The organism is Limnochorda pilosa (assembly GCF_001544015.1).
Classification (GTDB): Bacteria; Bacillota; Limnochordia; order Limnochordales; family Limnochordaceae; genus Limnochorda; species Limnochorda pilosa.
In genome coordinates this window covers 936,901-955,847 of the sequence record NZ_AP014924.1, presented here as the reverse complement: position 1 = coordinate 955,847, position 18,947 = coordinate 936,901, and the positions used below count along the sequence as shown (strand labels likewise).

Annotated in this window: 22 protein-coding genes and 3 pseudogenes; 22 read left to right on the top strand and 3 right to left on the bottom strand. The window is 61.9% G+C overall.

Annotated features, from left to right (window positions below):
* Nucleotides 1-40: 40 nt before the first annotated feature.
* From LIP_RS04235 to LIP_RS04185, 19 genes and pseudogenes are all read left to right on the top strand, one after another.
* Entirely contained in the window at nt 41-445 is a 405-nt protein-coding gene (locus tag LIP_RS04235) for a hypothetical protein (protein WP_068134775.1), read from the top strand.
* Between the two features lie 6 nt (nt 446-451).
* Nucleotides 452-712, top strand: a complete 261-nt coding sequence (locus LIP_RS20375) for a VOC family protein (protein ID WP_158509717.1) — start codon at nt 452-454, stop codon at nt 710-712.
* Between the two features lie 196 nt (nt 713-908).
* Nucleotides 909-1,037, top strand: a pseudogene (locus tag LIP_RS19965) (DUF7713 domain-containing protein); the annotation flags it as partial.
* 359 nt (nt 1,038-1,396) lie between these two features.
* A pseudogene (locus LIP_RS04225) lies at nt 1,397-2,357 on the top strand (integron integrase).
* 210 nt (nt 2,358-2,567) lie between these two features.
* The gene (locus LIP_RS18375) at nt 2,568-3,290 is read left to right on the top strand and encodes a hypothetical protein (RefSeq protein ID WP_144440318.1); all 723 of its coding nucleotides are present in this window, start codon (nt 2,568-2,570) and stop codon (nt 3,288-3,290) included.
* Nucleotides 3,291-3,401: 111 nt separating this feature from the next.
* The gene (locus tag LIP_RS04220) at nt 3,402-4,586 is read left to right on the top strand and encodes a hypothetical protein (protein WP_198409712.1); all 1,185 of its coding nucleotides are present in this window, start codon (nt 3,402-3,404) and stop codon (nt 4,584-4,586) included.
* Nucleotides 4,587-4,728: 142 nt separating this feature from the next.
* The gene (locus LIP_RS18370; RefSeq protein WP_144440317.1) at nt 4,729-5,277 is read left to right on the top strand and encodes a hypothetical protein; all 549 of its coding nucleotides are present in this window, start codon (nt 4,729-4,731) and stop codon (nt 5,275-5,277) included.
* 82 nt (nt 5,278-5,359) lie between these two features.
* Entirely contained in the window at nt 5,360-6,028 is a 669-nt protein-coding gene (locus LIP_RS18365) for a hypothetical protein (RefSeq protein WP_144440316.1), read from the top strand.
* An 83-nt stretch (nt 6,029-6,111) separates the two neighbouring features.
* On the top strand, nt 6,112-6,756 hold the full coding sequence (locus tag LIP_RS04215; RefSeq protein WP_068134771.1) for a hypothetical protein: 645 nt from the start codon (nt 6,112-6,114) through the stop codon (nt 6,754-6,756).
* A 508-nt stretch (nt 6,757-7,264) separates the two neighbouring features.
* Nucleotides 7,265-7,645, top strand: coding sequence for a hypothetical protein (locus LIP_RS18360; RefSeq protein WP_144440315.1), 381 nt, complete (start codon nt 7,265-7,267; stop codon nt 7,643-7,645).
* 256 nt (nt 7,646-7,901) lie between these two features.
* The gene (locus LIP_RS04210) at nt 7,902-8,117 is read left to right on the top strand and encodes a type II toxin-antitoxin system HicB family antitoxin (protein WP_068134767.1); all 216 of its coding nucleotides are present in this window, start codon (nt 7,902-7,904) and stop codon (nt 8,115-8,117) included.
* Nucleotides 8,114-8,311 carry a type II toxin-antitoxin system HicA family toxin gene (locus LIP_RS20370; protein WP_082725843.1) on the top strand — a complete coding sequence of 66 codons (198 nt, stop codon included), beginning with the start codon at nt 8,114-8,116 and terminating at the stop codon, nt 8,309-8,311. Before LIP_RS04210 ends, LIP_RS20370 begins: the two co-directional genes overlap by 4 nt.
* A 149-nt stretch (nt 8,312-8,460) precedes the next feature.
* Nucleotides 8,461-8,916: a GNAT family N-acetyltransferase gene (locus tag LIP_RS17475; protein ID WP_082725842.1), complete on the top strand. Its 456-nt coding sequence runs from the start codon at nt 8,461-8,463 to the stop codon at nt 8,914-8,916.
* Between the two features lie 80 nt (nt 8,917-8,996).
* On the top strand, nt 8,997-9,497 hold the full coding sequence (locus LIP_RS17470; protein WP_158509547.1) for a GNAT family N-acetyltransferase: 501 nt from the start codon (nt 8,997-8,999) through the stop codon (nt 9,495-9,497).
* Nucleotides 9,498-9,627: 130 nt separating this feature from the next.
* Nucleotides 9,628-10,194, top strand: coding sequence for a shikimate kinase (locus LIP_RS04205; protein ID WP_158509546.1), 567 nt, complete (start codon nt 9,628-9,630; stop codon nt 10,192-10,194).
* 189 nt (nt 10,195-10,383) lie between these two features.
* A complete protein-coding gene (locus tag LIP_RS04200; RefSeq protein ID WP_068134762.1) occupies nt 10,384-10,890 on the top strand; it encodes an MFS transporter in 507 nt (168 codons plus the stop codon).
* Between the two features lie 48 nt (nt 10,891-10,938).
* On the top strand, nt 10,939-11,511 hold the full coding sequence (locus LIP_RS04195) for a hypothetical protein (RefSeq protein WP_068134759.1): 573 nt from the start codon (nt 10,939-10,941) through the stop codon (nt 11,509-11,511).
* A gap of 178 nt (nt 11,512-11,689) precedes the next feature.
* Nucleotides 11,690-13,057, top strand: a complete 1,368-nt coding sequence (locus LIP_RS04190) for an MATE family efflux transporter (protein ID WP_068134757.1) — start codon at nt 11,690-11,692, stop codon at nt 13,055-13,057.
* Nucleotides 13,058-13,194: 137 nt separating this feature from the next.
* Nucleotides 13,195-13,617 carry a GNAT family N-acetyltransferase gene (locus LIP_RS04185; protein WP_198409711.1) on the top strand — a complete coding sequence of 141 codons (423 nt, stop codon included), beginning with the start codon at nt 13,195-13,197 and terminating at the stop codon, nt 13,615-13,617.
* 70 nt (nt 13,618-13,687) lie between these two features.
* Here LIP_RS04185 and LIP_RS04180 read toward each other — a convergent pair whose 3' ends face one another.
* Nucleotides 13,688-14,884: a PQQ-dependent sugar dehydrogenase gene (locus LIP_RS04180; protein ID WP_082725838.1), complete on the bottom strand. Its 1,197-nt coding sequence runs from the start codon at nt 14,882-14,884 to the stop codon at nt 13,688-13,690.
* 170 nt (nt 14,885-15,054) lie between these two features.
* Between LIP_RS04180 and LIP_RS20365 the strand changes: the two are divergent.
* The 3 genes and pseudogenes from LIP_RS20365 to LIP_RS20355 all read left to right on the top strand — a co-directional run.
* Nucleotides 15,055-15,237 (top strand): annotated as a pseudogene (locus LIP_RS20365) (DNA glycosylase AlkZ-like family protein); the annotation flags it as partial.
* 77 nt (nt 15,238-15,314) lie between these two features.
* Nucleotides 15,315-15,680: a CPBP family glutamic-type intramembrane protease gene (locus LIP_RS20360; protein ID WP_144440314.1), complete on the top strand. Its 366-nt coding sequence runs from the start codon at nt 15,315-15,317 to the stop codon at nt 15,678-15,680.
* On the top strand, nt 15,677-16,627 hold the full coding sequence (locus LIP_RS20355; RefSeq protein ID WP_082725837.1) for a phosphotransferase family protein: 951 nt from the start codon (nt 15,677-15,679) through the stop codon (nt 16,625-16,627). The genes LIP_RS20360 and LIP_RS20355 overlap by 4 nt, the downstream gene beginning before the upstream one ends.
* On the opposite strand, the gene LIP_RS18830 is transcribed toward LIP_RS20355, so the two are convergent.
* Nucleotides 16,539-17,954, bottom strand: a complete 1,416-nt coding sequence (locus LIP_RS18830) for an IS110 family RNA-guided transposase (RefSeq protein ID WP_068134750.1) — start codon at nt 17,952-17,954, stop codon at nt 16,539-16,541. The two genes, LIP_RS20355 and LIP_RS18830, sit on opposite strands and share 89 nt — an antisense overlap.
* 5 nt (nt 17,955-17,959) lie before the next feature.
* Nucleotides 17,960-18,820 carry an ABC transporter permease gene (locus LIP_RS04165; protein WP_198409710.1) on the bottom strand — a complete coding sequence of 287 codons (861 nt, stop codon included), beginning with the start codon at nt 18,818-18,820 and terminating at the stop codon, nt 17,960-17,962.
* Between the last annotated feature and the right edge of the window lie 127 nt (nt 18,821-18,947).

Here is an 18,947-nt window from a genome sequence, read left to right as displayed (position 1 = left end):
CGCAGGACTGTCATGACCAAGGGGAAGGGGGACGCCTGTCGTGCCTGCGTTTGTCGGCTGTGTCATCCTGGAGAGCCTCGAGAGCCTGGAGCCCCTGACCGGCTGGACACCCGTTGCCGAACGTGTCGTAGAGGTGCCCGACGATCCTGACGCTTCCACCTGGCACGTCTGCTGGTATCAGATTGACGCCAAGACCCTGCACGAACGCTTGCCTTCCCTGGCGCGGGCGATGCGCCCTCACTGGTACGCTCATTTCCTCGAAGGCGACAACCTCTGCGTCGTCCTCTCGGGGAGCTTCTTCTGGGCCAAGGCCTCCGACAAGACCACCTGGCGTGAATTCATCGCCTTCGGAGACATCGTTGGCATCGATCGGAAATGGACGGAGAACGTGCCTACTGAACTTCCGGATTGGGTTCAGGCGGCGCTCCAGGCGCGCCGTTCCTGAGTCACTCTGGGGAGAGGACCGAACCTGTCCTTCGACCGGGCACCGGAACCCCGTAGCGGCAAGCGAAGCTGGCTCCACCTTGATTTGTACACGGGCGACCAGAAAGGAGAAGTGGAAAGGCTGGTCGGGCTCGGCGCCAGGCGCTACCCGTGGAGGTACCCACCCGATGCCGATTATGTCGTCCTGGAAGATCCCGACGGCAACCTCTTCTGCGTCGTTGAAGACCGACCGAAGGCTGAGCGAGCCCTGGGATCCGCCAAGGACTGAGGGCGCCCTCAGAGCATCTCAGGGCGACCCTGTAGGGGTAACCCCGAGGCGCCGGGCCGGAGTCCCGGCTGGCAGGAACTGTGGGAAGGTACACCGGCGCATCGGCGTCAGAGACCGTCCGCGTGAGCGGTGGGTCGGGACGACCCACGCCGCGGACGCCCAAGATCCACCCTGAGGGAGCGCTGGCCCCGACAATCAAGCTGTGATTGAGATTGATGGCCGGGAGCTGTCGCTGGAGGAGTTCGGTAGGGTGCTCACCACCTTTGCGGGATGGGGCATGCGCATCTGTTTCGTCGCCGACGACGAGATCGAAGAGGAGCCCTAGATCCAGGTGCGGGAACCCGATGACGAGGCCTGGTGATTCGGTGATCCTCGGTCGTCCGCTACCGTCGTAGTTCGAAGTTATCGACCAGCACCGAAGAGGGTCAGATATTGGAAGGATTGGCCGCCTTCCTGTCGAACCATCGCCCGTAGGTTCCTCCGCTCCGCGGAGCCTGCGATGCCCATGGGGCCCGAGAGTCGAGGTGGGTCCGGTGAAGCAGCAAGGCTCCGGTTGGAAGGAGCGACCTCTAGACGGAGCTTCCAAGGCACGTACCACGTCCTGGCGCCACGGGCAGCGTACCCCTGAACTCCAGCGCCGTCCGCAGTGCCGACAAAGGCCGTAACGACACCACCGGCAACCGAATACCCAAGCCCAAGCTGCTTGATCAGTTGAGAGAAGCGCTCCGTTCACGCCACTACAGCCAAAGGACCGAAGAGAGCTACTGCTTGTGGGTGAGACGGTTCATCCGCTTTCAGAACCTGCGCCATCCGGCGGAGATGGGGGAAGCAGAGATCAACGCGTTCCTGAGCCACCTGGCCACCCACGAGAAGGTGAGCGCTTCCACCCGGAATCAGGCCCTTAGTGCCCTGCTCTTCCTCTACCGAAACGTGCTCCGCCGTGACCTGGGCGACCTGGGGTCCGTGATCCGGGCCCGAAAACCGCGCCGGCTCCCTGTTGTCCTCACGAAGGAGGAAGTGAAGGCCGTCCTCGCCGAGCTCGAAGGAGCCTACGGGCTCATCGCCTCGCTGATGTATCGCTCCGGGCTCCGGCTGACCGAGTGCCTCAGCCTGTGGGTCCAAGATATCGACGTCGCCCGAGGCGAGATCCTGGTTAGGGACGGCAGGGGGGCCAAGGATCGGATGACGATGCTTCCGGAGGAGCTCAAAGAGCCCCTCCGAAGGCATCTACGCGCCGTCAAAGCGACCCACGAACGGGACCTGCGCGAGGGCTGGGGCCAGGTCGAACTGCCGCAGGCCGTCGCACCAAAGTACCCGCGCGCAGCCGCGGACTGGCGCTGGCGGTGGGTCTTCCCGCAGGCAAGGCGCTGGAGGAATCCAAGGACGGGCCAGCAGGGCCGGCACCACATGCACGGATCCCTGGTCCAAAAGGCCGTGGCCCAGGCGGTCCGGCGCGCCGGGCTGACCAAGCGAGCCTCCTGTCACGCGTTCCGTCATTCCTTCGCGACGCACCTGCTGGCCGATGGCACGACATCCGTACAGTCCAGGAGCTCCTAGGCACAAGGACGTACGAACCAGCATGATCTACACCCATTTCCTGAACCGCGGCGGCCGGGGCGTCCGGAGCCTGGTGGAATCGTTGTAGGGGGACACCGAGAATCGACGAGCGGCAGGGCGGCTTACCCAGGGCAAGATAAGCCGCCGCGCGAAGAAGGGGGATCACAGACGGAACCGGCCCTGAGGGTGTTGCTCGTAGCGTACAGCACGGTGATTACGGAGCAATCTTGCGGTTTACAGGGCGTATGGAGAACTATATAAGCCGTAGTTAGGCCTACTATACGTGGGTGGTGCGGAGATGAGTGCTATACAGGCTCCACCAGGGTGGGGACGCGACAGCCTTACAAGCTTCCTGGACGACAGTCGCGGGAACTGCTTCGCAACGTACGTGAAGCTACGATCCGAATACGTCAAGCTACTTGAGATTGATGGACTCTTTAGTGCCCTGATCGCGAGCCTCAACGACACACCGGACTGGTTTGCGGCCCTTTTTGTACAACGGTCCCACTCTGCCTACCGCGCCGCGTGTCACCTGGGGATGGCAGGACAGGTGGTGGAGTCGTATGCCCTTCAGCGTCTCTGTCTTGAACACGCATTGTACGGGCACTACGGCGCAAGGGATCTGACGTTGCAGGAGACGTGGCTACGACGTGACGAGAGCGACAAAGCCAGGACGAGGGTTCGGAACACCTTCCGGATGAAGAAACTTCTTGATTCCCTTGCGAACGCCAGCCCCAGATTGGCCGACGCGGTTAGCTTGCTGTACGAACGCTGTATCGATTACGGGGCACATCCCAATCAGCAAGCATTGCTGCAGAGCACATCAATGCAGGTTGACGAAGCCTCTATGGAGCTTCACCTCGGTTACCTGCTAAACGATCCACTTGTGCTGCGCTTCGGCCTACGGTCGGCAGCACAAGTCGGTGTCAGCTCTCTTGGTGTATTTGAACTAGTCTTCGACGAGCGCTTTAGGCTGTTGGGACTAGATGATCAACTGAGGAGGGCCAGACAGGGACTCTGAGGCCTAACAAGCGTATACAGCGGACGCCGTAGGTCGACAGGTGCGTCGATCGGTCGGTGAGTGGCGGCGCCGCTGATACGGCAGGACGTTAGGGCGAAAGGAGAGAAATCCATGAGCACCGATGAACCAGAGATTGTCACATCAAGCCAGGAAAACGTAGAGTCCAATGAGCGTAGCTCGGAGAAGACACGTAAGAGGCGTCGTCGTCGCCCGTTCCCATCAATGACTTTCCGCGAAGCACTGCAGCTAGCGGACGCAATACAGGAACACGCTTCAGGAGCACGCGTTCGGAGGCTAACCTTGTTTGATGCCATGGGAAGATCCGCGGAAAGCAGTGCCAGCCGCGACCTTGTCACTGCCTCCGGTCAGTACGGGATCACGAAAGGCGGCTACAATGCGGAGTACCTAGAGCTTACTCCCTTAGGGACCCAAGCGACATCACCTGAGTCGAGCGAACGCGAAAGGGCTCACGCTCGAATGCAGCTAGCCATTGCTAAAATCCAGCCGTTCAACGCACTGTATGAAGCGTTCAAGAATAGCCGGATGCCCTCGGCTGAAGTCATGCGCGACAAGCTCAGGGAAATCGGCATCGACGAGGAGTACCTCTCTGAAGCAGTTGATGCGTTCATCCTTAATGGGCAGTACACAGGAATCATCACTGAGATAGCTGGTGCTGAACGCATCGTCTCCTTCGACCAAGCCCTTGAGGGGAAGAGTTCTGAGAAGTCCTCTAAGGCGGCGATTCTGACTGCATCCGAGTCGCCGATGATTTCTGAGGAGGCTCCTCGTCCCGGCGAGAGACCGGAATGGCACACCACTTGTTTCTACATCACCCCTATCGGCACCGAGGGCTCGGAGGAGAGGCTACACTCTGACCTGTTCCTGGGCTCCATCATCGAACCCGCTCTTGCGGAGCTTGGGCTTAATGTGGTGCGGGCGGACCAGATCGAGAAGCCGGGTATGATCACCAGACAGATCATCGAATACATCCTGAAGTCGCGTCTGGTCATAGCTGACCTATCGTTCCATAATCCCAACGTGTTCTATGAGCTTTCTCTGAGGCACGCTTGCAGACTTCCGACCGTCCAAGTGGTTCGTAAGAGCGATAGGATTCCCTTTGACATTGATCAGTTTCGTACGGTCCAAGTCGACACCTCCAGCATCTATACTTTGGTGCCGAAACTGGAGAGTTACCGGGCTGCTGTCGCGAACCAGATCCGTATGGCCCTCGAGAACCCTGACTTAGTCGACAGCCCGATCAGCGTTTATTATCCTAATTTGCGAGTCGTCTTCTAGGACGATCGCCTTAGCGTCTCTTCGCCCTAACAAGCGTGTGCAGCGGACGCATGGAAACCCGACGCGGCCGAACGAGGCCGTGCTGGTGCGCCGCTGACACGCAAGCACGTTGGGCGGGTGTTGCAGAGGAGGTGCACTGATCTTGAGAATCAACAAGGACCATCTTTATCACGGGGCGGCGCTCACCCAGATAGCTGAACATCCGGAGTTTACAGCCATAAACGCGTTCAAGATCGAGGGTGTGGCGTGTCGTAGCGCCTTCAAGGTGAACGACGACATCGGCGCATACTTGAAGTACGCCACAAAGCCTACTCGTCCTTTTGGAGAGTATGTGTTCACCTTTCATGCCAGCCATTTACGTGAGCTTGGCGAGCTTGTGAAGAGAGTGTCATCGGTGTTCTTGGTTCTCGTGTGTGTGAAGGACCGTGAGATCTGTAGTTTCCATTACCGCGATTTCAAGCGTCTGGTGGAGCGACGCAGGGTCGCCAAGGGCTCTGACGAGGAACAGTATACGCTGCTAGTTGCTGCGCCCAAGGGGCGATCGCTTCGAGTCTATGTGAATGCGCCAGGCCAACGGAGAATGATCCTTGGCGACGAAATCCTGATACCAAGAAGCGCCTTTCCGAACGTCTTGTTTCGACGTGAGCGCACCGCCCAACAAGCGTATTCAGCGGACGCCGTAGGTAGTTGAGCTGCGTTGATTGACCGCTGATCGTCGGCGCCGCTGATACGGCAGAACGTTAGGCCCCCAGGCAGAGGTGGTGGAAACCGCTTTGGGCTACGAGTCACGAGATCTTGCTGCCGGCTTCCGTAAGGCTATGAGGGCCATCGAGACTTCGAGTCTGCACTTGGCGGAACTCGGATGGGCGATCCCCATGTTCCTCACTCCTGCAGAAGTACGACAGTTACTCGAGGGAGCGGCGCCACACAGTATCGACGAGCGGTTCATAGAGCTATATGAATCAAACGACCAGGCCTACTTCAATGAGATGGCTGAGAGGCTCGTTACCCGGGCCAACCTTCGTCCGTGGCGCACCTTGCTCCGACAGGCTGCATCAGCCTACAGACGCCGACAGTTCGTCATTACCGTCCCGGCCCTCATGATAGTCTGCGAAGGAGTGTTGATGGCGGATCAAGGAAGGCGTACAGACTTGAGGAATGTAGTCTCGACATATGTTCAGCAAGTTGAGCGTGACCTACCCGACTCCCTTACACTCGTCATATGGCGGACAGTCGAGCGCTTTGTTGATCAGCTCTACATGAGAAGTGATTTCGATGGTCCACGGCCGGGTATGCTGAATCGGCATTGGATTCTTCACGGTCGTGATTCAGCGGCCTGGACGCACGCCGATAGCCTGCGAATGTTTCAGGCTGTGGACACTGTATCAAACATCGCCGAACTGCGAGAGGGGCCTAACAAGCGTATTCAGCGGACGCCGTAGGTGGATGGAGCGCTTTGGGCAGAAGCTGGGCGGCGGCGCCGCTGATACGGCAGGACGTTAGCCACCAAGGGAGCAGTGACCGTATGAAGCCTGTCAACCTACCCGAGCTGAGGGCCCAGTTCGCGGGAACACGCTTCTGGCAACTCGTCCAGCATCACCTTCGTCGGCAGAGTCAGGGCGAGCTAACTCAAGGAGTTCATGGGACCGTCGCCCTGTTGCCCGAAGCCGCACGCGATCTTGCTGAGGAATTCATCGACCGGTGGAACGCTCGCGTCTATGATCGAAGCTTTTGGCAGCGGGACACTGCGGACGTCTTCGATGAGATCATCGGCGATGCGCGAAGCGTTCTGCGCCCACTCGGTCTCGCAACGGACGAGGAGGCTGCCTTCAACCTCTTCAACATCGTGGTCTTGAGTTACGCGTACAGCGCATACGACCAACCGAAGATGCGGGAGTTCATGGGGATCGAACGTGCTGCCTTCCCGTGGCCGAGCGCACTTGCACTGCTGTACCCAGTCGGGGCTGCCATCTACATCGCGACAACCACTCCAGCCGGCTCGACTATGGTGATTGGCTACGGCATAGCAAACTTGGGATATCTTCTCTTCGCTGCGGGTATTTTGGGTGGTAGCTTCCGAATCCTGGGCTTGAGGAATCGGTGGCAAGTCTTTGGAGCGGCGGTGATATCGTTCGTTGCGGGCAGCATGCTATCGAACGTTGGTGCCTAACAACGGCATCCAGCGGACGGCGCTCCGCGCCGCCGCTGATGCTGAGCGTTAGGGGGACATGAGGATCTGTGGACACCTGGTCGATCGTCGAAAGCTGGATGGAGGGCGGCGCGAAGAGTGACGGTGTAGAGGGTACCGGGTGGCCAGAAGAGGGTGGGTGCCCCAAACGATGGCGGAAGCGGGCCCATTGGTACGGCGAAGGTGGCGGGTTGACCTTGGGCTGACGTGGGTGGAATACGGAGGCGCGCTGAACGGCGGGACTGGGCTCGAGCTCTCTTCGCGCCGACCTCAGGCAACGCGTCGAGCGGTGCCCAAGCCCTCTAGCAAGCGGCTGCAGCGGACGCCGAAGGGGGAGTCGGGAGGGGATAAGTTGATGGCAGCCGTCGGCGCCGCTGAGCCGCAAGGACGCTAGACGGACCACGCCTGTGAACGGTTATCTTGCTGCGGCCACCGCCGCGGTACATTCCATCTTTTAGGAGTTACTTCGTAGTTGTCGGGAGGGAACCTAATGCAAGACGTGCGGGACGAGCTCTTAAAGGCACACACTTCGTACTTTGAGGCGTGGAACAACGCTTTCAAATCCAAAATGACTGCTCCAGTCACCGCTTTTATCAGCAACTCCTATATTGGGGTCATCAATGGTGAGCACCACGATGCCAAGGCTTACGTGGAGGGAGTGGAGCGCGCCATTACCAATCTCGCAGGCCGGTGGAGAGTGGAAGTAAAGGACGTTGTTATACGCAGTGAGCTGGAAGGGATTTTAGTGTATCGCGCGGACTTGACTTGGGCCGATGGTAGCATATCACAAATTATCATGGAGATTTGGCGCAAAGAGAATAGCACCTGGAAAATCATTCGGGGGTGCGAGGAGTATCTCCCATCTAATTAGCGCGACCAACTCCGTCAACAATCGGCCGTTGAAGTGTAATTGCGCCGCCTAACCAGCGCTTCCGCCTGACGCCTCGCTTCGCTCGGCGCAGGTGAATCGCAGGTCGTTAGGCGAATGACATCGGGAGATGTGCGAAGGCCCCTCGGTGTTCGTGCGGGTGACGGTCGTAGCTACTTGGTGCTCACCATGATCGGGCTCGGTGTGGTAAAATAGTGGGGCGAGCGCAAGGGTGCTGACGGTGAGTGGGGGTGGTCGCGTGGCCAACGAGTTCACGGCGGTTGTTGAGCAGGATGGCGAGTGGTTCATCGCATACTCTCCGGAGGTTCCGGGCGCTAACGGCCAGGGCAGGACGAAGGACGAAGCGTTGGCAAGCCTATCCGAGGCTATCCGCTTGATTCTCGAGGACCGTCGGGATCAGGGATTGCGTGGGATTCCGCCCGATGCTGTCGTTGAGAGGGTCAGCGTTCCGTGAAACGAGGCGCCTTACTTCGACACCTGAGGAAGCACGGCTGCATTCTCAAGCGGGAAGGCCGGTCACATTCGCTCTGGATGAATCCCCTAACGGGCGCCGTAGAAACCATTCCTCGTCATATGGAGATCCCGGACAAGCTGGCACGGAAGATCTGCCGGGGACTGTCGGTCCCTGAAGTAGGACAGGCCGAGTGACATGTCCGGCCGCCTAACAAGCGTATGCAGCAGACGCCGTAGCAGGCTGGGTCCATCCACCTGGAGGCTGAGTGGCGGCGCCGTTGATACGGCAGGACGTTAGGTGTACTGCAAGTTTTGTGACCTATGTCTGATCGGAGTTGACTGCCGTGGAGTGGAGATTCGCCGTCCCCGACGATTCTTCAGTGCTTGCCGAGTTGAATCACCAACTCATACAAGACGAAGGCCATCGAAATCCGATGACTGTCGAGGAACTTGGGGATCGGATGCGTGGCTGGCTGGCGTCCGGAGAGTATAGCGCCGTTCTGTTCTTTTGGGAGAGTAAAGTCGTCGCTTACGCACTCTATCGAGAGACGAAGGACGAGATCTACCTACGGCAGTTTTTCGTCGTTCGTAACCGCCGACGGGAGGGGATTGGGCGTGGGGCACTTATGGATCTGTTCACCGATATCTGGTCGCTGGATAAGCGGCGGACCGTTTCCGTACTTGCCAATAACGCAGTGGCAATCTCATTCTGGAAAGCGATGGGCTACACGGATTATTCGTTGACACTTGAGATGATGCCGGGTGAGACACCTAACAAGCGTATTCACCGGACGGGGTGAAGGCGGGGCGCTTCATTTGACACCCATGCGCGCCGCCGGTGATACGCAAAGACGCTAGACGGAACGGAGAGGTGAGCGGGGTGGTTACGCTGATTCGAAGCTTTCTCCCCGATGAATGGCAGCTTTGGAAGTCGTTACGGCTGCAGGCACTTGCTGACTCGCCTAACGCGTTTGGGAGTACGTTGGATGGTGAGAGACAGCAGATCGATTCCCACTGGACGGAATTGATAGCTTCCAGTAGCTTGGCCGATCGGGATTTCCTGCTGGCTGAACGCGATGGCCGTCCCGTCGGCATGGCACGCGTCGGCCCTTCAGAGGGCGACGCGTCCCAAGCAGGTCTTTTCTCGATGTGGGTGATGCCAAGCGAACGTGGCCTGGGGGTTGGGAGGGCATTAGTTGATGCCGCCATTGACTGGGCGAGATCAAAAGGGGTCTCGGAGGTTATTCTCCACGTTACCGAAGGAAACGACGAGGCCAAACGACTCTATCTGTCTTCCGGGTTCATTGGCACCGGGGTCAGGTTGCCTTTGCGTCCGGGTTCAAATCTGTTTGAGGAAGTCATGGTTCTTAAATTGTGCTGATAAGGCGTCCGTCTAACAAGCGTATCCAGCGGACGGGTCATGGCGGGGAGCGTCGATTGAAGCGTGAGCGTGCCGCCGCTGATGCGCAAGGACGTTAGGACTATCAGCAGAATCCCGCGGGGTGTTCTGAGTGCGGCTATTCGTGACAGGGGTTTCGTGCGTTGGTAAGACAACGATCGGCGGGAGAGCGGCCGCTCTTATGGGGCTCGACTTCTTCGATCTGGATCACGAGATCGAGACCTTCTTCAACACGAGTATCGAACGGCTGCAGGCGCGGTTCCTGACTCCTCACTCCTATCGCGACGAGGCAGCGAAAGCCCTGGATAACCTGTTGGCACGCCCTGAAAGCCAACACAGCTTGATCGCCCTCCTGCCGAGTGGACTCATGGGAGGGTTCCTGCGAACTATCAAGCGATCATCCGGGCCGGTTGTGGTACTCTGGGACAAGCCGGAGAACATCCTGGAACGGCTCACCTTCTACGATATCGACTCACGTCCGATCAAACGGAAGTTGACCGCCACGGACAGACGCCTGTACCTGAGGGAGATCAAGAAGGACATGGCATACTTCGGCAGGACATATAAGCGTGCCCACCTACGCATTGACATCACAGGCCTGAACGTAGAGGCGGCCGCACGTAAGCTCAAGGAATCCGTCGAGGCATACACGGCTCGAATGGTGAACGGATCGAAATGAGAGAAGTCCTAACAAGCGTATCGTGCAGCCCGTAACCACCTATCTCCAGCCGGGGAAGGATCGGCCGTGGCAACAGCCTGATAGCCACGTAGCGAATCGGACGCTGAAGGCAGGGCAACCGCTTCAGTGAAAGCTCCGAGGATAAAGTCCCCGCCGTCGCAAGACGGGACCGCCCAGGGGGGCGAGCAAGTGACCGGGCCGCAACATAAAGCGCTGGGTGCCCTCATCTCCGCGCACGCCGCGGGCTCCATCGTCGGAGCCGCCCTCTACGCCGCCGTCGGACCCCGCTTCTCCCGGCGGTGGGTCTACCTCACCGCCTGGCTCGTGGCTGCTGTACCGCAACTGGCGCTGGCCCAACTGCCGCCCCTGCCGTTCATGATCGGGCTGGCCGTGTTGATGGGGTTGGGCAGCGGCCCGCTCAACCCGATCATCTACACCGTCATGCAGGAGAGGGTGCCCCTGGAGATGCGGGCCAGGGTCTTCGGCATGACGAGAGCCCTGGCCTGGATGGCCATGCCGTTGGGGCCCATGATCGGCGGGTACGCCGCGGAGGCGACCGGCCTGAGGGGCGCCTACACCGTCATCGCCGTCACGTACCTCCTCGTCGCCCTTGCCCAGTTCTTGGTCCGGGAGATGAAGGCGATGGACCTTCCGCCGGACAGCGCCCTCCGCGCGGCCAGGGGATGGGGTACCTAACAGGCAGCTGCAGCGAGGCCGTCAGCCGTACTTCGAGGAGGGGTGTCTGTGAGCGAGATGCTTCGCTTGAGGACGTTGAGCCTTGAGGTCAGTTCCAAGCTGTGGAGGGTAGACGAGTCTCGAGAGGAGCCCGTTCTTCAGCTTCTCGGGAACACGGATGTGGACCACATGGGAGGTCAGGTTGCTCTCATCGATTATGCCGGGAACGACTACTCGATGGAATCGGAGATGCGATTTGTTGCGAATCACCTGTCTCAAGACGGGGCGGGTTGGTTTGGGTTCGCTATCCGAGCGCAGGACCTAAGAAACTACGAAGTCGTCTGGTTCATGCCGGGTGCTGAACGCGGCTCGACAGTTGCCTACCTACCTGTCGCCCACGGAATTGTCCCGTGGTGGACAGAAGCGTACGCGACTCAGGAGAAGGGAACCGTACGGATCCCGGCGGACGCATGGTTTAGGGCACGTGTAGATGTTCGCGGCAGCATCATCAAGGTGTATGTTGATGGGCAGTTCGTATTTGAAAAGAAGCTCACGTACTACTTGTCGTCGGGCCGCCCGGGTCTTTACGTTGGTACGGCGACAGACGCAGAGTTCAGGCGGATCGTACTGAGTGAACTGTGAAGCTTGCGGGCGGCTAACAAGCCGGACCTGCGCTGTCAGGCGAGGTCGGGACTCGGCAGGCGTGGTATACTGTACGAGTAACCGCTTGGTGCCTTTCTAACCGAGGGAAGCATGAGGAGATCACAGGAGACCCATGAGAAGGCAGGAACCGCGTCATGCAGGCAGTGCCGGACGACGCATGAGGGACTTCACGACGGGCAGCATCTGGCAGCACATTCTCGCCTTTTCATGGCCCATGTTCGTCGGCAATCTGTTTCAGGCGTTGTACAACACGGTCGACAGCTTCTGGGTAGGCCGCTTCCTCGGAGCTGAAGCGCTTGGTGCTGTCTCGATCGCCTTTCCCGTGATCTTTGCCCTGGTGGCCCTCATCATGGGCCTGACCATGGCGACGACCACCCTCGTCGCCCAATACCGCGGCGCGAGGGACGAAGATCAAGTGCGTCGCACCGTCGCCAACTCACTCATGCTGACCGTCGCCTTGGGGCTCATCTCCACCGTGGTCGGGTTCACCTACCGGGTCCCCATCTTGCGGCTGATGCGGACGCCGTCCGAGCTCCTGGAGCCGGCCTCCTTGTACCTGGGCCTCTTCTTGCTCGGGCTCATCCCCATGTTCCTCTACAACGTGCTCAGCTCCATCCTCCGAGGCTTGGGGGACTCACGGACCCCGTTGCGCTTCTTGGTGTACGCGACCGTGCTCAACATCCTTCTCGACCCGCTCCTCATCCTCGGTTGGGGTCCGATACCAGCGATGGGCATTGGCGGCGTCGCCTGGGCGACCGTCATTGCCCAGACCCTGGCGGCCGGGCTGGCGGTTCGCTACATCGCACGCCATACCAACCTGATCCCGACGCAACGGGACGAGTGGCGGCTGGACGGGTCCTTGGCCGGTAAGCTGTTCACCATCGGTGTACCGGCCGCCCTGCAGTCTTCGATCGTCTCCTTCAGCATGGTCGTCGTCGCCTCGCTGGTCAACACGTTCGGACCGGGCGTCGTAGCGGCCTTCGGGGCCGCAGGGCGGCTCGACCAGTTTGCCTTCCTGCCCGCCATGTCCATCAGTCTCGCCGTCACTGCTCTGGTGGGGCAGAACCTGGGTGCGGGCAGGCAGGAGCGGGTACGGGAGATCGTTGGGTGGGCCAGCATCCTGACCGTCTGCATCACCGGGCTGATGACGTTGATCGCAGTGCTGGAGCCCGTCTCTCTCATCCAGGTCTTCACCCAAGACGCGGCCGTGCTCGACGAAGGGGCCAGGTACTTGCGCATCGTCGGGCTCAATTACGTCCCGCTCGCGTTGATGTTCATCCTTACCGGCGTGCTGCGGGGCGCGGGGGATACGTTCGCCTCCATGATCATCAGCTTCGTCACGCTCTGGGTCGTCCGCCTGCCCCTGGCGTGGTTCCTCTCGTACATGCTCGGTTGGGGTGTCTCGGGCACGTGGTGGTCGATCCTGATCAGCACTTCCCTGGGCCTGCTTCTGAACTGGTTGTACTACCGGACCGGCAACTGGCGAAGGAAGGTGGTGGCGGGCTCGCAGGCGTCGCCGGCGTAGGCTCGGCCTGGCCGCGGCGCGCCCCGGCCGCGGCACGCTCTCCCATCGAGCGTGACGTCGTGGCCGTACGGATCCTTGCCGCCATACCTGTTCTGCTTGCCGTTGGGAGAGGGCGTCAGGACCAGGAGGCATGGAAGTTGCAACCGAAGATCGCACGATCCGATGCTGAGATCGAAGCATGTTTCCCGGTGATGGCAGAGCTCCGGACGCATCTTCGAAGAGAGGATTTCGTGGCTCGCATCCGTGCACAGCAGGCGGGGGGTTATGAGCTCGCCTACGTCGAGGAGGACGGGAGGCCCGTTGCTGTCGCCGGTTTCCGCGTCGGGGAGAACCTCGCGTGGGGGAGGTTTCTCTACGTCAACGACCTCGTCACAGCCGCCGCGTTCCGCTCCAGAGGGTATGGGGCTCTCTTGCTCCGGTGGCTTCGTGATACGGCGAAGTCCCGGGGCTGTCACCAGCTTCATCTCGACTCTGGAGTCCAGCGTACCGATGCGCACCGGTTCGATGAGCGCGAAGGGATGACGCTCTCGAGTTACCACTTCAAGTCCGTGCTGAGTTAGGTTCACTCCCGGGCGCACCTCCCCGCCGCAGCGTCTCGAGTCTTGACGTGACGCGGCGTTGCGCACGCGCTCACCCGTGGTGGGCGACGTACACTTCACCATGAAGATCCTCGCCGAACGCGGTGGTCGTGTGCGGAGTGCGCAGGAGCTCCTGATAGGGCCACGTCTCCCCGGCTCGATCCATCTGCTCGCTGTAGGTCCCCGCCGGTCCGGCCGGCATGGCCCAGATGCGGCCGGTGCAGTAGTCGGCGAAGAGGTAGGAACCGTACAGCTCGGGGATGGCCTCGCCGCGGTAGACGTAGCCGCCCGTGATGGAACAGCCCACCTCGCTGCGATTCGGATACTCCGCGACGGGCAGCGTCAGGCCGTTCCTATCACACCAGCTTCCGGTCGGGAAACAGTGGGTGCCCTCCATCCGGTTCCAGCCGTAGTTCTGGCCTCCCGCGCTTCCGGCGGGTTGAAAGTTGATCTCTTCCCACGCGTTCTGACCCACGTCGGCGATGTACAGATCGCCTGTTGCCCGGTCGAAGGAGAACTTCCAGGGGTTCCGCAGACCCAGGGCCCAGATCTCGCCGCGGGCGCCGCTCTGCCCGACGAACGGGTTGTCGGCCGGCACCGCGTAGGGGCTGCCTCCGTCAACATCGAGACGCAGGAGCTTCCCCAGCAAGACGCCGGGATTCTGGCCGTTTCCCCAGGGGTCGTTCGCTCGTCCCCCGTCGCCGGTGCCGATGTAGAGGTAGCCGTCGGGACCGAAGGCCATCATGCCACCGTTGTGGTTGGCCGCCGGCTGCTCGATCCGGAGGATCCGCCGGGCGGAGGCCAGATCTGCCTCCAGGGGGCTCGCCCCGACCCGGTACTCCACCACCTGCGTGTGACCGGCTCGGTCCGTGTAGTTGACGAAGAAGCGCCCGTTGGACGGGAAGTCTGGATGAAAGGCGAGGCTGAGCAGGCCTCGCTCGCCGCCCGTCGAGATCCGGTCGGGGATCGAGAGGAACGGCGTGTTCAAGAGCGAGTCCGACTCGAGATCGTACACCCGGATCGTGCCCCGCTGTTCTACGATCCATAGATGGCGCGGGTCGCCAGGGGCGTGGGTGATGTGGACAGGTTGAACGAAGCTCGCGTCAAGAGGCTCGAGCCGCAGGCCGGAAAGTTCGGAAGCCTTGAACGTGGGTTGCCGAGCCAGGAGGAGCGCGGGGAGTACGAGCGCGGCCAGCAGCACCGGACGAAGGCGGCCCACGGTGCGGCTGCCTTGCCATGAGAGAGACATCCCTACCACCTCCGATCGGTTCACTCCGGCGGAAGAGCCACCGCTGACAGGGCGTCGACGCCGACGGCCACTCGCTGGTGCGCTGAAGACGCGTCTTCCCATGGAGCGGTGGACGCCGCGACGCATCACCCTTCCGCGAACATTCTGGCCGCAAGCGGCCGCGAGGTCCAGTGCTCCTTGGACATGAGCCTGTCCCGGGTCAACTGTGTTCCGGAAATCGGGGGGTCCTGCTCGTTGACGGCGAAGCGGTCGCCCGATGGAGGCCCCGGAAGCGAGGCAGGAAGCTACGGATCGTGGTCGAATCATTCGAGAACGCATCGCCCTGCGGTCTGGCCAGCGTAGAGGCCGAGGTTGAGACGCTTGCCCCACTGATCGTGGCAGGCGCCGCCGTCCTCGTCACCGTGGTCTGGGGGCCGCAGACGCTGGCGCGATGCAGAGAACCCCGGCCGGTGGCTGGCGTGGCTACGCGCTTCCCCGCCTGCAGAGACGCTTCAACGCGTTGGTTTCGAGCCTGGTTCTGGGCTTCCTGTGGTGGTTGTGGCATCTTCCCCTGGTATTCATTCCGGGGAAGTTCATGGTAACCGGCCTCTTGCCCTTCGTGGCGCTGATGGTCGAGATGGCGCTGGTGAGGTGCTTGCCCGTGGCCAGACCGGTTGAGTCGTCAGAGGTGAATGGCCGTGACGCAGGTCCCTTGCTTCGGTATGGACCGAACGATCTTTCCGTCTGGCCCGCTCGGCCACGGGTCCGTCTTTCGGGAACCGACCCGAGTTCCGATAGGTTGGTGCGCAGATCATGAGCTCACGGGAACCAGCTAACCCCATCGCGTCCGGCCGAACAGCGGACGTCCACCCTTGGGGCGAGGGCCGTGTCCTCAAGCTCTACCGTCCGGGCACCTCGCCGCGGACGGTAGAGTCCGAGCAGCGGAAGACGTCCGCGGCTCACGCCATCGGGCTCCCCGTACCGGCCGTCGGCAGCAGGATCGAGCTCGATGGACGACTGGGCCTTGTCCTCGAACGGGTGGACGGTTTGTCGATGATGGAGACCGTGCTGCGCGACCCTGATACGATCGAGCCGATGGCCCTTCGGCTGGCTGAGGTGCACCTCGACCTGCACGCGCACGAAGGATCGCCCGGGTTGCACGATCAGCGTACGCTCCTGCGGGAGAAGATCGCCCGCTGCGCGCCGCTCTCGCAGGCGGAGCGCGAGGCCGTACTCGGCGCGATGGCTCGGCTGCCTGGCGGTGACCGACTCTGCCACGGCGACTTTCATCCCGCCAATGTGATCCTCACCGACCGGGACCCGGTCATCATCGACTGGATCGACGCGAGCCGCGGCAACCCTCTCGCGGATGTGGCGCGCACGGCGCTGATCCTCCTATCTCCAGGTTGGCGATTTAGGTCTCTCATGCTCGCGAACTCGCATGGTATCGCGTTCGCTCGCGTTCTTTTGGATCGATGGATCGTTCCTGCAAACACCGCCGTCTCGGGGGATCCCCGACCGTCGCAGCCCTCGGCAACCCTATCATGTCTCGCAGGCTCATGGCCGCACAGTCCTTCGTTCTGCCTGAAGAGGGCCGGTGGGGCGTGCAGTACTCGGTTGCGGGCTCGAGGGCCGAATGGAGGAGTGCTGCTTCCCCCACCGAGACGGCAAAGGTTCACGCAGCGCGTAGCTGCGCCTTCCGCACGTCACCCAGCACCTTGGCCGGGTCGTAGTACTCCTTGCGCGTCGCCAGGGCGAACATGACCCGCAGCACCTTCAGTCCCAGGGCGACCAGCGCCGCTTTCGGCTTCAGCGGATTCTGTGGCCGGCTCAGCCAGTAGTGATACAGCCCCCGGAGCTCCGGGCTGTGTTGGGCGACGCCGATAGCCGCTTGATAGAGCACTTCCCGCAATCCCGGACGGCCTCGCTTGGTGATCGTCGTCTTGCCCTTGTGCTTCCCGGAGCTGTTCTGCTTCACATTGAGCCCCGCCAGGTTCCGCAGCTGCCGCCAGTTCCGGTACGTGCTCAGATCTCCGGTCTCCGCCAGGAAACTTGCCGCCAGCACCATCCCGATCCCGGGGATGCTGAGCAGGTACTCTGCCACCCCCGTCGCCTCCAGCTGCCGCTCCATGGCGGTCTCCACCTCGGCCAGCTGCTCCTTGTACACCCGGAGCTCTGCCAGAGTGCTCCTCAGGCGCATCCTGGCCCCTTCCAGCCCTTCCTGCACGCCGATCGACTCCCAGGCTGTCTCAAACAGCTTTTCCGCCCTGGAACGGCCCAGGCGCTTGCTGCTGGCCTGGCCTAGACCCTGGGTTAGCTCCTCCAGCGGGAGGGCGAGCACGTCGTCCGGGAACGGGCAGTGCTCCAGGACCCACCAAGCTCCCATACCGAGGGGATCCTTGAAAACGTCCGTGAACTCCGGGAAGAACTCGTCGAGAATCGCATGGAGCCTGTTCTTCCCGCTGCTCAGCTTCGCCTTGAGCTCACGCCGGGCCACGTTCAACTGCCGGAGACTCGCATACACCCCCTTGGGCAGGAGCACCTCGAGGAACTTCCCCTGGAGCACCAGATCCGCGATCACCTGGAGGATCTCCGGCTCGGTGACGAAGGCCCGGGCCAGGCTCACCCGCTGCTTCATCCCCCCCGAAAGCGCCTTGGGGTAGGCATGGCGGAAGGGCAGGAGCCCCGTCTTCTCCAGATAGCGCTCGGTGCGTCGGCGCACGTCCGCTCTGGGGAGTTTCCGCATCTCGAGCCCGAAGGCCACGTTCTGCTCCACGGTCATCCAGGGCAGCACCCCCTGCTCCTGGAAGACCATGGCGTTCAAGGGTCTTGTCTCGTCGCCCGGGCGGATCTCCACCGTGCCGGCCGTCGGCCGCTGGAGGCCGGCGAGGATGCGCAGCAGCGTGGACTTTCCGCACCCGCTTGGCCCGATGAGGACGCAGAACTCGCCCTCGGGAATGGCGAGGGAGACGTCCTGCAGGGCCATGACCTGGCGGCCGCCTTGGCGGAAGACCTTGTGCAGATGCCGGACCACGATCTTCGCGCCGGGTCGCTCCGGCGCCGGACCGGCCGCCGGCGCGGATTCGGGCACCTCGGTCACCTCCAGGGCGTGAGCCGGTGGGCCAGCGCGCGCAGGGCGAGCGAGAAGAGGTAGCCCAGGGACGCGATCACCAACAGACCCACGAACATCTGAGCGATTTGGAAGGTCTTGTATGACGTCCAGATGAGGTAACCGACGCCTCGGCTCGCGGCCACCATCTCCGCCGCCACGATGGTGAGCAGGGCGATGGCCTGGCCCATCTGAAGCCCTTCGAACATGACGGGCAGGGCACCGGGCAGGGCGATGCGGGTGAAGAAGCTCCACCGGGAAGCCCCGTAATTCCGTGCCACGTCGATGTAGATGGGGTCGATGCTGGCCACGCCGGCCGCGGTGTTGATCACCACCGGGAAGAAGACGCTGGTGGCGATGGTGACCCACTTGGAGAGCTCTCCCAGGCCGAAGAGGATCATGATCAAGGGCACCAGCGCCATGGTGGGGATGGGCATGAGCGCGCCGATGAGCGGTGTCAGGAGCGCCCTCACCGGCCGGTAGAGGCCGATGGCCAGCCCCAGGATCACCCCGGGCAGGGCGCCCATGAGGAAGCCCGCGGCGATGCGGCCCAGGCTCACCTCGGCGTGCCACCAGAGATCGCCCGAGGCGATCATCTGCCCCAGCCTCAGGACGATCCGGCTGGGCGGCGGGAAAAAGCGCGGGTCGACCACCTCCGCCCGCGAGAGCATCTCCCAGAGGGCCAGGATCAGCAGCGGCCCCAGGACGGTGAGGAGCCGCTCCACCTGCCCGCTTCGCCGCTCGGCCTGCCATTCCGCATCCGAGAGCCTGGGTGTCCCCATCCTGTCCGCCGTGTGCGGGTCTCGCCGCGAAAGGTTCACCGCCCGGCGCGTGCCCGCGTGCTGCATCCCCGCGCCCCCTCCCATCCCTGCCTATGCAGGGCATGGGCCTGGGGTCACGGGCAGCGTCCCGCGACGCCCTTGTCGGGATGGCGGGTTCCCAGGCTGTCGTGAGGAACGGAGGATACCCTCCGGG

Coding starts and splice junctions, on each gene's coding strand:
- LIP_RS18375 (WP_144440318.1), top strand. CDS start 2,568: ATGAGTGCTATACAGGCTCCACCAGGGTGGGGACGCGACAGCCTTACA.
- LIP_RS20360 (WP_144440314.1), top strand. CDS start 15,315: ATGCAGAGAACCCCGGCCGGTGGCTGGCGTGGCTACGCGCTTCCCCGC.
- LIP_RS04215 (WP_068134771.1), top strand. CDS start 6,112: ATGAAGCCTGTCAACCTACCCGAGCTGAGGGCCCAGTTCGCGGGAACA.
- LIP_RS04180 (WP_082725838.1), bottom strand. CDS start 14,884: ATGTCTCTCTCATGGCAAGGCAGCCGCACCGTGGGCCGCCTTCGTCCG.
- LIP_RS20355 (WP_082725837.1), top strand. CDS start 15,677: ATGAGCTCACGGGAACCAGCTAACCCCATCGCGTCCGGCCGAACAGCG.
- LIP_RS18360 (WP_144440315.1), top strand. CDS start 7,265: ATGCAAGACGTGCGGGACGAGCTCTTAAAGGCACACACTTCGTACTTT.
- LIP_RS04190 (WP_068134757.1), top strand. CDS start 11,690: ATGAGGGACTTCACGACGGGCAGCATCTGGCAGCACATTCTCGCCTTT.
- LIP_RS04165 (WP_198409710.1), bottom strand. CDS start 18,820: ATGCAGCACGCGGGCACGCGCCGGGCGGTGAACCTTTCGCGGCGAGAC.
- LIP_RS04220 (WP_198409712.1), top strand. CDS start 3,402: ATGAGCACCGATGAACCAGAGATTGTCACATCAAGCCAGGAAAACGTA.